Origin of the sequence: Mesorhizobium sp. M0051, from assembly GCF_040323235.1 — a bacterium.
Lineage (GTDB): Bacteria > Pseudomonadota > Alphaproteobacteria > Rhizobiales > Rhizobiaceae > Mesorhizobium.
The window spans coordinates 35,562-46,256 of the sequence record NZ_JAMYUT010000041.1 but is presented as its reverse complement, the minus strand read 5'-3'; the positions used below and the strand labels follow the sequence as shown (position 1 = coordinate 46,256).

General features: G+C 62.8%; 10 protein-coding genes. 2 read left to right on the top strand and 8 right to left on the bottom strand.

The window, feature by feature from the left end:
* Positions 1 to 345: MFS transporter (locus NKJ90_RS29940; protein WP_352487492.1), on the top strand; the 345-nt coding region annotated here is incomplete at its 5' end.
* Positions 346 to 1,094: 749 nt separating this feature from the next.
* Here NKJ90_RS29940 and rlxS read toward each other — a convergent pair.
* The 7 genes from rlxS to NKJ90_RS29905 form a co-directional block, all read right to left on the bottom strand.
* A complete protein-coding gene (rlxS, locus tag NKJ90_RS29935) occupies positions 1,095 to 3,065 on the bottom strand; it encodes a relaxase/mobilization nuclease RlxS (protein ID WP_352487490.1) in 1,971 nt (656 codons plus the stop codon).
* A gap of 187 nt (positions 3,066 to 3,252) precedes the next feature.
* The gene (locus NKJ90_RS29930) at positions 3,253 to 3,909 is read right to left on the bottom strand and encodes a lytic transglycosylase domain-containing protein (RefSeq protein WP_502904954.1); all 657 of its coding nucleotides are present in this window, start codon (positions 3,907 to 3,909) and stop codon (positions 3,253 to 3,255) included.
* Positions 3,910 to 3,926: 17 nt separating this feature from the next.
* Positions 3,927 to 4,475, bottom strand: coding sequence for a S26 family signal peptidase (locus tag NKJ90_RS29925; RefSeq protein ID WP_352487488.1), 549 nt, complete (start codon positions 4,473 to 4,475; stop codon positions 3,927 to 3,929).
* On the bottom strand, positions 4,472 to 4,741 hold the full coding sequence (locus tag NKJ90_RS29920; protein WP_023735797.1) for a helix-turn-helix transcriptional regulator: 270 nt from the start codon (positions 4,739 to 4,741) through the stop codon (positions 4,472 to 4,474). The genes NKJ90_RS29925 and NKJ90_RS29920 overlap by 4 nt, the downstream gene beginning before the upstream one ends.
* 169 nt (positions 4,742 to 4,910) lie before the next feature.
* Positions 4,911 to 5,234 (bottom strand): DUF736 domain-containing protein, encoded by a 324-nt coding sequence (locus NKJ90_RS29915; RefSeq protein ID WP_023735798.1) that lies wholly within the window; start codon positions 5,232 to 5,234, stop codon positions 4,911 to 4,913.
* Between the two features lie 1,177 nt (positions 5,235 to 6,411).
* Positions 6,412 to 7,374, bottom strand: coding sequence for an ArdC family protein (locus tag NKJ90_RS29910; RefSeq protein ID WP_352487487.1), 963 nt, complete (start codon positions 7,372 to 7,374; stop codon positions 6,412 to 6,414).
* 517 nt (positions 7,375 to 7,891) lie between these two features.
* Positions 7,892 to 8,125 (bottom strand): helix-turn-helix domain-containing protein, encoded by a 234-nt coding sequence (locus NKJ90_RS29905; protein ID WP_023735803.1) that lies wholly within the window; start codon positions 8,123 to 8,125, stop codon positions 7,892 to 7,894.
* A gap of 104 nt (positions 8,126 to 8,229) precedes the next feature.
* Between NKJ90_RS29905 and NKJ90_RS29900 the strand changes: the two genes are divergently transcribed.
* Positions 8,230 to 8,511, top strand: a complete 282-nt coding sequence (locus tag NKJ90_RS29900) for a DNA -binding domain-containing protein (protein WP_081731037.1) — start codon at positions 8,230 to 8,232, stop codon at positions 8,509 to 8,511.
* Between the two features lie 94 nt (positions 8,512 to 8,605).
* Here the strand turns inward: NKJ90_RS29900 and NKJ90_RS29895 are convergent, their stop codons facing one another.
* On the bottom strand, positions 8,606 to 10,516 hold the full coding sequence (locus tag NKJ90_RS29895; protein WP_352487486.1) for a putative bifunctional diguanylate cyclase/phosphodiesterase: 1,911 nt from the start codon (positions 10,514 to 10,516) through the stop codon (positions 8,606 to 8,608).
* Positions 10,517 to 10,695 lie beyond the last annotated feature (179 nt).

Below are 10,695 nucleotides of genomic sequence, written 5' to 3'. Positions count from 1 at the left end.
GTCCAAAAGTTCCTTCTCAATAGCCATGCGATGATTCTCCTTTCCATCATCATGGCCTCATGCACAAAATTCCTGACAGTCCCCCGCGCCGGTGCGCGGGACTGGACCCTCCAGCGCGACCTTCAGAAGTCGACGCTTTGGACCGAGACATTCCGCACGCCGACATGGACGGACTATCTTCGTCTAAACCATCGACTAACGGTGAATGACAGGGACATAGGCGAGCGCCTTGCCGCTCTGCACATGGGTGATTCTCCGCCTCGCATCTCACTTTCAATCGAGCGGTCGACAAGCCCCGCCCCCGGCAGCCAAGTCCAGCCTGTGCCTTTTGTATCGCGCCCGTGAGAAAACCAAGACTTGTCTGGGCTTGGACACGGAACGAGCTACTCCTTGATTTGTTGAGCCTGCCGGATTGCAAATCGTTCCGGCCGGTTAGGCGAGCATGAGGATTCGCGTGGCAATTATGTCCATCACGCCCATGTTCAGCCCGACACCCCCCTCTCTGCCGCCAGATCGGCTTGAGCACGGATGCAGGTCGCCTGTCCTTTGCATAGCGGCGGGCAACGAATAGCAAGGGGGCGGAGGGTATCCCCGTCTGCGAAGCGGGCAGAGGAGGAATCCGCAAGGCGGGTTGCTGGGGAGACGGGCCGCGCGCCTCTTTCCGTCTAGTTTTCTCCGTTACAAAGTTCCCCCGGGACGGACTGCCAGTTCACGCCAGGGCCAACAGCATGCTCGCACGGGCGACCGCCGCGTCTGCCGGTCCTGCGAGTAGAATAAGATCGGGAAGTGCGGCTTCATCCTCGATGCCGAACTCGCGTCGCCGTATCGCGGCCGCCAGAGCCCCTTGCGCTGTCACGAGTCAGCCCACCTTTCTAGCTGGCAGCCCATCGGGAGCCGATCCGCAGCACCTGTCGGCGCGCCTTCCGTGTCAACGCAGAACATGATGCATATTCCCAGCGCTTTTTGACAGAGCGAACTACAAAATGCAGAACACTGGCTCTCCGCCAAATGAATGCTGCGAGCAAGCAGCAGGCGGAGGAACTCCGTCTGGGCTGAGTATGTGTTTCAACGCGGACAAATAAATTATAGCCAGTTCACGAAACGCCGGGCCCGCTCCTCTGGCGTCCGATCGTCCAGGAAATCCCCTCGGCGCGCACCACGCCAGACACCTCCTTGCCGATATGATGCTCAAGCACCGGCCGCCAAGGCACCAGCGTGAACTCGCGCGATTTCTCGATGACACCGTATTTTCCGCCGGCGAGCTCGACGCAGCAGCGCAGCGTACCGTCTATTCGATTGCCATGCCGCGCTTCAGAATACGAGAGCCCGAGTTCGTCCGAGAGCTGACTGGCAACACGGTTCAGCTCTCGTTGGCGCAGCATCGAAACCATGTTGGCGCGATAGATGACCCGATCCTGCGCATCATGGGCAAGACCTTGCGCGATCAGCCACTGCTGTCGGCGGGCCTGGACCTGACGTACTTCGCGACCGAAGCCAGAGTCGCGCAAGGACTCAGGGTGGGCTGATACCAGCTCCTGGTCGATCCAGGTGGCGCCGTCGAAGCCTACTTGGCTCTCCAGCGGCATTGATGAGAGCTTGTCGACGACAACAGGCTGGGCCCTCGCTCGCTGACGCTCGTAATCCGCGACGCGGTTGAGATGGTCGGGCGCGACTGTCCATGTGCCGTCCGGCTCGCGCTCGACGCCACCGGTCGCACGGCGGATCGCCTCCAGTCGCCGCACGTGCGTTTCGGCAAAGCGTTCAGTGGCCGAGGGGTCATGCTTGAGATGGATATCGATGCTGTAGCGCCCGTCGTTGACCGTGGCGATGCCGGCAATTGTGCGGTCCACTTTTCTTGGCCCGGTGTCCCTCGGCCTGACCCGCACTATGCAGCCCTCTGGTGTCGGTTGGGTGGCCTCGCCTTTGCCGATATCAAAATAGTGGCTTTTGCCGTCCACGCCGTCGACGACGAGGTAATGGCGGTCAGTGATTTCGTCGGCCAGCCCGCGCCCGACGACACGTCCGACCACGGTTTGAGCTGACCCGTCGCATCGATCGTGGATAAGATGGTCGGCGGCACTGCGGACGAGCCCCTTGCCCGTCAGCTCGCGATGGATGGTCTTGACGATGTCGCCGCGCGCGCCGATGCGGCGTAGCGTGGCTTCGAGCTCATCCTCCAGGCGCCAGCGACCCGCAGGCATCTCCTCGGCGAGGCCCATCCGCTCGAGCTTGCGCAGGCGGCCCTGGTGCAGCGTCTGGCGAAAGGTGTCTCGGCTGGCCAGTGAGACACACCCCTCATCGTCGCGCATGCGCATCAGCTGCCGGTCGATGCTGGTGAAGCGTTCCTGCTCCATCTCCTGGCGCAAGCGCTGCTCGATCGCGCGGTCGGTGCGCCGGCCAAGGTCGAGGCTAACCAGTTCGGCTGCGCGCTCGCGCAAGCCAGAGGAGATGTAGTCCCGCGCTATGACGAGGTTTTCGCCGTGGTTGTCCCTGCCGCGCACGATGATGTGGGTGTGAGGATGGCCGGTGTTGAAATGGTCGACGGCCACCCAGTCTAGCCTGGTGCCGAGGTCTTCTTCCATTTGCGCCATGAGGCGCCGGGTGAGCGGCTTCAGGTCATCATACTCGATACCGTCTTCAGGGGCGACGATGAAGCGGAACTGATGACGGTCACCGTTCGCGCGATCGAGAAAGGCCCTGCCGTCCGCGCGGTCATTGTCGGCAGCGTAGAGCTCGCCACGCTCGCCTTCCCGGGTGACGCAGTCGCGCTGGAGGTAGCGGAGGTGCGCACGAGCCCCGTCGACTCCCTTGCCGGCCAGCTTGACGATGCGTGCCTTGACGACTGCGCGCCGCTGCCGAAACGCCGCGTGGCGGTCGCGCGCTCTAAGAACGGCGGCAGCGGCCCCGCCGCGCCCCACCCGGCTTCCGATGAAGCGGCTGCCGCGTCCGCTCCTGCCGCCTGCTCGGTTGACCGCGGCCTGCACCTGGCCAGCGTAGCGTTTGCCCGCCTTCGAGCCGCGCCAGCCAATTTTGCCGAGCTTCGGCGTGAATTCGTCATCCTGCATGCGGCCTCCGATGAACGAGCAGCAATTTCAGAGGCTTGCGCGCCAGACCCTCCTGGACCCGGAGGCAACCTCCTGGGAAAACGATGTGCAGACAAAGACTTGGCCGCCTCCAGGAGGCGCTGCCTTTATCTTGCCTTCCGCGCACATGCCCCCCTGGCCCCCGCCCGAACCACGCTAGCCGCTGCCCTCACCTGCGATCCGGCCGGCCTGATCTTGCTCGCTCCGATCCGAGCGGCACCAGGAGTTGGCCATTCGGGCCGGTCACGGAAACACCGTTTCGGAGAAAAAACAGCGACTGCCCGGACGGGATTCCCGGCGCGCTTTTGGAATGGGATTTGCCGGTGAGCGCGTCCATATCGGCGGCCGAAATGCCCGCCGCCTTGATCTCTTCCAGATACGAAACCGTCTCGCTGGGCAGCGGTCGCCCGCGCTGCAAATGCTGCTCGTAGCGCTCCGGCCCGGCGTTATAGGCTGCAAACAGGCCTGGAAATCCGAAGCGGTCATACATGGCGCGCAGATAGGCAGTGCCTGCCAGAATGTTGTCGCGAGGGTCGTGCGGGGCGGCTCCGAGGCCGAGCTCTGCGCGCAACTCCTCGTAGGTGCCTGGCATCACCTGCATGAGGCCAATGGCGCCGGCGCTCGACGTGACCGGCCGCCCATTGAGCGTCGTCTGCCCCCGGCTTTCGGCATCCATGACGGCATAAATCCAGGTCTGTGGAATGCTGAAACGCCGGCTTGCTTCGGCTACGAAGGGCTGCCATCTTGCAAGCTGCGGACTATGGGAGATGACGACCGGCTTCGTGTTGGTCGCGGCGGAACAGGAGCATGGTGCGAGACACGCCATGCTCAGCATAAGGAGGGTCACTCGGTCCATAGCGGCACGAGCCTCCCGATGATGTTTTCGGTCGGCACCGGCCCGAAATAGCGGCTGTCGAACGAGCGATCTTTATCGCTGCCGAGCAGGAAAACCTCGTCGGCGGCGAGTTTTCGGCATGCATTCCACCAAGGCAGCGGACGGTGCTGCGTGTCGGTTGCAAGCCGGCGCGCGGCTATCTCGCCGCCGATGATGATGGCGTCGCCGAAGGTGCAGACATGCTCGCCGGGCAGCGCCGCAAGGCGCTTGACCAGCGGCACGTTGCTGGGCAGATAGAAGCGTTCGGCGGCGAGATCGGCGACCGGTCTTGGCGGGTGGACGAGTACGAGATCACCACGAGCGGGCGATCCGGATGCGGCGCGATAGAGGCCGACCGGCGCACTCGCCGAGGCGTTCCAGACCAGCCAGGGCGATGGTTTGCCGAAGGCGGCGAAGCCGATCAGGCCAAGGCCGATTGTGGCAACGACGATCGTCTTGCGGGCTCGAATGCGCCGCAGATGGCTGCCGATCAGACGGATGGTGGGACGCCGGCTCATGAGCGGCCTCCCTCACCGGCCGAGCCGGATTCGTGCGCGCCATCCTCGGGCGCGGTCTCCTGCGCGTGCCCTTTCGACCAGTCGTCGAGTTCGTCGATGTGATAGCGGACATAGCGGCCGTGCTTGCGGAATTGTGGGCCACCGCCTTTGAGGCGCATCTTCTCCAGCGTGCGCTGGGACAGCCCGATATAGAAGGCCGCCTGCGCGGTGTTGAGAAACGGACTGCCCTTCTTGGCGCGGGCTGCGCGTTCGTTTTCGTCGTCCATGATGATCCTCGGTTCGTTACGGGCAAGCGAGGCGAGGATCGGCGAGCGAGATCGTTTTGGGGACGGGCGAAGAGTGGGGGGCGAGTTTTCGCCGCCCCTTCGGCGGCCTCACGGGTCCTGAGAGAGGCCCTGCGCCGGTGGGCGGCGCAGGGCTTTGCGGGTCGGCCGGTCAGTCGACCGGGTTCCAGATGATGGCGTAAGTGTCGTCGTCATCCTGGCCGGCGGCGCGGCCCAGATTGGCGTAGAGCTTGCGCGGACCAAACTCGGGGGCCGCAATCGACAGGCTCACATAGTCCTTGCCGGAGGTCTCGCCGGTGCGGATCCAGGCCGCACCCACTTCGACCCCTTGCGTCAGCACCCGGTAGTCCGGATGGGTGTCGGCGCTCTTTGCCTGATTGGGCACGATGTCGATGTCGGCGCGGACGCTGAGCGTCTTGAGCTGGCCCTTGTAGCCGCCGTTTTCCTGTTTGGTGACGTATCCGATTGCGGTCATTTTCAGTCTCCTCTTGGTGCTCGCAGGGGACCATTCCCCTGCGATGGCGGACCGTGATGGGCGCGTCCGGACCGCCGGAACCGGCACGGCCGCAGCGATAGCGGAGGACCCGAGCGGGGAGTTTTTTTGAAGCGAAGCGGCGCGAGGAAGCCGCCGCAGGCGGCGGGGAAAAAAGCTGCCGGCGAGGGTTTCGAGCGGGCCGGATCCGCCCATAGGTCGTCAAGCCAGGCGCAGGGGAATGGTCCCTGAGACACAATGGAGACAGGTTGCGCGATCGGGGGCACAACGAGCAGGCGGCAATATGCGGGGGGCCGGCGGCGCGGGCTCTCTCGGCAACCGGATGTACAATTGGCCCCATGCGCCTGGCGCCTCAGCAAGCAATCCGGGGCGGTGCGGGGCTGCCGAAATGGGGGCGAATTGGCGTTGGAATTTATCGCACGCGGCACTGGCTCGGCAAGACGATCAATCGGAGCCGGCGCGGCCCGGAGCGGCGCGCGCGTCCTTAGCGGCAGTACTCGAGAAAACGCCGCTCGGGCCCTGATCGACTATTCGCGCACGAACAGCGACTGCTTCCTTGCGCACAGATCGGCGAATAGGAAGGCCTCGCGGCTGGGCAGCTTTCGGCCGGGAATTTGATCCAGCGCGGCAGCCAGGCCTCAACCTGAAGCGGCCATTCTCGACGCCAGGGTAGTCTCGGTTTGGGACTCGACCTTCCAGGCGAAATTGCTGTCGGCGACATGCTTGAAGCCGATCTCGGTGAGCATCGAATCGGCGATTTCCTTGTCGCGCAAGCGATCGAAAAGGCATCGTCCGGTTGCCACCATATGCCCACGACGCGCACGAGATTATCGTCGCCGAGCGCCCACCTTGCGCGCGAACATGCCGGCGGCAGCAAGGGGTCGCGATTGCCGCCGGCCACCACGCTATTCTCGGTCCGGTGATCCGAGCAGGGCCAACAGCTTGTGCCGCATTTGCCGAATGCGGCGTCAGCCTTGCAGCCGGCAAGGATGGCAGTCACCGTCTCGTTGGCTGCGCGCTGCGACCCGGGGCGCACCTTGGCGATGCAGATCGGCATAGTTCTGCATCGGGGCGGGTGAGTCCCGGGCGCCGTCGGGAATGGGCATCTCCTCGCTATCCGGCGTCGGCTCGGTCGTGGCCACTTGAGCATCGGGCATCGTCATGCCGCAGTCCCTTCTTGCGCCTCGCCTTCCGCATCGGCCTGAAGGCCAAGCAGGAAATCGGCGGCCTTCGAAGCGAGGCTGGCGGCACGGAAAATGGCGCGGTTGTCCTCGCGCAGCACCTTCAGCCATGAGCCGATGTAATCGGCGTGACGCACGGTCGGCTCGATGCCGAGATTGCTGCAGACGAAGGCGGCAGTGATTTCGGCGACCAATTCTTCACGCGCGTAAGCCTTGGAGCCGAAGGAGCCGGAGAGGTCGCGAGCAAGCCGCGTCGGGTGGCCGGTCCAGTGGCCAAGCTCGTGAAAGCAGGTCCGGTAATAGTCGATCTGCTGATGGAACGCCGGCTGCGGCGGCACCTGAATGTGGTCGCTGCCCGGCATGTAGAAAGCGCGATCGCCGCCGACCCTGAAATCCGCACCACTGGCGCGAATCAGCGTTTCGGCCTGCGGCACGATCTCGCACTGAGGGAGCGGCTCGGCGGAGGCATGGAGGTGTTCCGGAAGATTGTCGCACTGCGCGACATTGAAGACGGTAAAGCGCTTCAGAAAAGGCACGGCCTGTGGTGCATCGCCCTCGTGGCGTGCGCGCTCCTTCTCGTCCTTGGGGACAAAGCGGTCGGCATGCACGATGGTAGCGCCGCGCTCGCCTTTCCTGACATTGCCGCCCAGGGCAAGCGCCTGCCGGAAGGTCAGCCAATTCTGGCTGGGATAGCTGCGCTCGATGACGGCGCCCCACAGGATGAGGATATTGATGCCGGAATAGCTGCGCCCCGTGGACGCATTCCTCGGCAGGCCGAGGCCTGCTTTTGCGCTGCCCCATGGCTTGACCCATGGCACGGTACCGCGCTCCAGCTCGGCAATGATGCGGTCGGTGATCTCCTGATAGAGGCTGGCGCCCGGGCGCCTGCCCTTGCCTGCGCCAGCCTCTCCGCTGGTGGTACGCTTGCTGTTTGCACGCATGTGTTATCCTCCGCTCACCAATCGCCGCGCCTTTCCCCGGAAGCGGGGTGGGCGGCGAGTCGCGACCGGAAAGGCCCGCCGTGGTAGGCGGACCGCATCCGAAGGACCGGAACGAAGAGGAGGACCCTGAGCGGCACGCGAAGGGTTGCGGGCTGCCGCGGCGGGTCTAGAAGGGAGTGCCGCCCGCGCCGCGCCACCGGGAAAGGCCAACAGACAAACCGCGCCGCCCGCAAGGGCGGCGGCCGTCACAGCCCGAAGGGCTGCCCACGCCAAGGGGCGAAGCCGAATGGCCGAGACCGCCTGAGCTTGCCGAAGAAAAGCGGGCTCGGTTCACGAGCACCTGGTGCGCGGGCGCGCGCCAAGTTTTTTCGCACATGGTCAGGCGGCCGTCGAGAACCCAAAGGCGCCGCCGCCGTGCGCGCGGCTTCCTCCGAAAACCAGCGCTCGCCTTTCAACAAATTGAGGCATTGTCCTAGACAATATTCCTGTCCGGATCATGATAGATGCGGCGCGCCCGCTAGGACCGGAGGCTGGACAGAATCTCGCACGGATCAGCGTCAATGGCCGCAGTTATGTCGAGAAACTCGATGACGTCGAGACGCCGCTCTGCGCCCTCGTACTTGGCCACGAAGGATTGGGGACGACCAAGCTTGTCAGCCAGCTGCTCCTGGGTCAGGCCTTTGGCCTTGCGCAGCGAAACCAGCTGGGCCAGAAACCGCTGGTGGCGGGGCGATCGAAGGGATTTGGGCATGGAGGCGAACCGGTCGGGTAAAGACCGGATCAGCGACTAATCCCGGTTTCGGATTATCCCATTTTGGGATATACTGCGTGCGCTCACAGGCGAGGTTCGCAGGCATGAATGGACCAATGGGAACAGATGAGACTCGAAGCTCAACTTTGAGCGATGAAGTCCCCTGGTCGGAGAACCTCACGAGCTACGACAGGGAGCATTTCACGATCTACCTGCGGATCCTGGATGCCTGCGCCGACAATGCCAGCGAAAAGGAGATGGCCGAGCGCATTCTCGGCATCGACCCGTCCATTGACCCGGTCCGCGCCCGCAAAGCTCTTCGCAGCCATATCGACCGTGCGAACTGGATGGTGACGACCGGCTACAAGGAACTGTTCGCCGGCTGATGCACAACGCCCACTGCCACGTGTTTCGAGCAGGCAAGTCTCTGTAGCCAAATTCGGCAGCGCACGGCCGCGACAGCCGGCGCGGCGGGAGCGGTCACAACTGGTTCGCGGGCTGTTTGACTGCCATTTCCAGTGCTTGCATCAAAGGCACAGCCTTGGAGAAGAGGAAGCCCTGAGCGGTTCGGCAGCCAAGCTTGTGCAGGGTTTGCCGATCCGCCTCTGTTTCGACGCCCTCGGCCATGACCTCGATCCCGAGCATGTCACCGAGTTCGATGACCGATTTGACAAGCAGTCGGTCCTCTCGGGACTTGGCCAGGCCGCGAATGAAGCCCTGGTCTATTTTCACCTTACGTATCCGACGGTCCTTGAGAGATGCCAAGGTAGAAAAGCCGGTGCCGAAGTCATCGAGCGCGATGGAAATACCGGCATGTGAAAGCCGTCCGAGCTTTTCATCCACTCTGTCCGGGTCCACCGGCGATTCTTCGGTAATCTCGATTTCGAACATCGTCGCAGGCAGGCCTCTTGCCGCCAGACCCTCCAGAACCATGTCGTCGATATCGCCGGCTTCCAGTTCGCGAGGGGAAACATTCATCGCCACACGAATGTTACGACAGTCAGCTTTCACCAAGCCGTCGATAAAAGCACAACAGTCGGCGAATACGGTTTGCGTCAGCAGCTGAAGCATTCCGGTTTCGCGTGCGGCCGTGATGATTTCGGGTGGAGAGATGGCACCATGCGTCGGATGGGACCATCTCAGCAAGGCTTCAAAACCGACCACGGTCTCGGTTTCGAGTTTCACGATCGGCTGGAACCAAGGTTGCAATCTTCCCGTCTTTATCGCCGAATGAAGATCCCGTTCGATGGACTGGCGACGTTGCAGTTCCCTGTCGAGTTCGGCATCGAACAGGCAAAATTCGTTCCTGCCATGGCGCTTGGCCGTATATAGGGCGATATCCGCCCGCAACAACATTTCAGTCAGGCTCGGCGTCTGCGCCAAGTATATCCCTATCGATGCCCCGACCCGCACGGACGCGACCTCGATATAGGGGCGAGCAATTTTGGCTATGATATTGGAGGCGAGATCACTGGCAGAAAGCGAAGCTCTCGTTGATGGAAAAACCAGCACGAATTCATCGCCGCCGATACGAGCGAGCGTTGAGCCTTCGGGTGCTTCCTGCTCTATGCGGCGGGCGATCATGACAAGCAGTTCATCACCGGTCCTGTGACCGTAGGTGTCGTTGACAGATTTAAAGCCGTCCAGATCAATCAGCATTGCCACGAAGGGCCCATCCGCGGTCTTGAACCGACCGATGGCGTGTTCAAGGCCCCGCCTGTTGAGAAGGGCGGTCAGATGGTCCTCCCTGGAGTTGCGCTCCATTTCCGACGCAAATCGCTCTGCCTCATGTCTCAGGCGGCTTGCTTCGCGGAAGCGCGCCTGCCCAACAAACGAAGCTCGGACCAAGCCGCCCATGAAGAGCAGAACGGTGAAAGCCAGAATGTAGCGTTCAAAATTGCCTTTCGCCAAAAGGCACGCCACCGTGATGAGGAGTGGAGGTGTGATGAAGCTGGTCGCCGCCGCGGCATACGAACTGCCATATGTAACCGCACCAGCTGAAATGCCCGCCAGTATGACCAGATGCATCGGTGCTTGTGGTGTTGTGTATCCAACAGTCAGGACGGCCGGGAAGGACCAGGCAAACCCTGCCAGAAGGGCAAGGACGCCAAACATGCGAAGGCGCGGCAAAACGCCAAGCAAATCCTGATGGCGCCCCGTTTCCTTTAGCTGAAAACGGGCGAGTGCAAGCCGGGCGGCATTTAGCGCATTGACGACCAGGAACCAGCTTGCAGCGGCAAAGCCGCCGCCAGAAAGGGCCTGCACCGCGCAAATCAGGCCTGACAGGATCGCGCTTATCGGCATCGACACGAAGAGCCCGGCCCTCAGGTCAGCAAGCTGATCCTGACGGATTTTGGCCTCCAGCGATTCTTCTTCCTTTAGGGGTGCCATGAATGGACCAGCTTGCTTGCGTCGTTGTTCGCGAGGACCAAACCTATGCAAGCCCACTGAAGGACGGGTTAACTACCCAGCGAGGGTAACCAGTGCGCTCACCATGCTTCGGGTCACACCTTTGGCTTAGCATTGCCGAATCATCAAGGCTTCGCCCGCGCGCGTGCCTTGATCCGAAT

Bases quoted from the DNA above. Each gene is read 5' to 3' on its own strand.
- NKJ90_RS29925 (WP_352487488.1), bottom strand. From the start codon at position 4,475: ATGAGCCGGCGTCCCACCATCCGTCTGATCGGCAGCCATCTGCGGCGC.
- NKJ90_RS29915 (WP_023735798.1), bottom strand. From the start codon at position 5,234: ATGACCGCAATCGGATACGTCACCAAACAGGAAAACGGCGGCTACAAG.
- NKJ90_RS29900 (WP_081731037.1), top strand. From the start codon at position 8,230: ATGAATGGACCAATGGGAACAGATGAGACTCGAAGCTCAACTTTGAGC.
- NKJ90_RS29930 (WP_502904954.1), bottom strand. From the start codon at position 3,909: ATGGCGTGTCTCGCACCATGCTCCTGTTCCGCCGCGACCAACACGAAG.
- NKJ90_RS29895 (WP_352487486.1), bottom strand. From the start codon at position 10,516: ATGGCACCCCTAAAGGAAGAAGAATCGCTGGAGGCCAAAATCCGTCAG.
- rlxS (WP_352487490.1), bottom strand. From the start codon at position 3,065: ATGCAGGATGACGAATTCACGCCGAAGCTCGGCAAAATTGGCTGGCGC.
- NKJ90_RS29905 (WP_023735803.1), bottom strand. From the start codon at position 8,125: ATGCCCAAATCCCTTCGATCGCCCCGCCACCAGCGGTTTCTGGCCCAG.
- NKJ90_RS29920 (WP_023735797.1), bottom strand. From the start codon at position 4,741: ATGGACGACGAAAACGAACGCGCAGCCCGCGCCAAGAAGGGCAGTCCG.
- NKJ90_RS29910 (WP_352487487.1), bottom strand. From the start codon at position 7,374: ATGCGTGCAAACAGCAAGCGTACCACCAGCGGAGAGGCTGGCGCAGGC.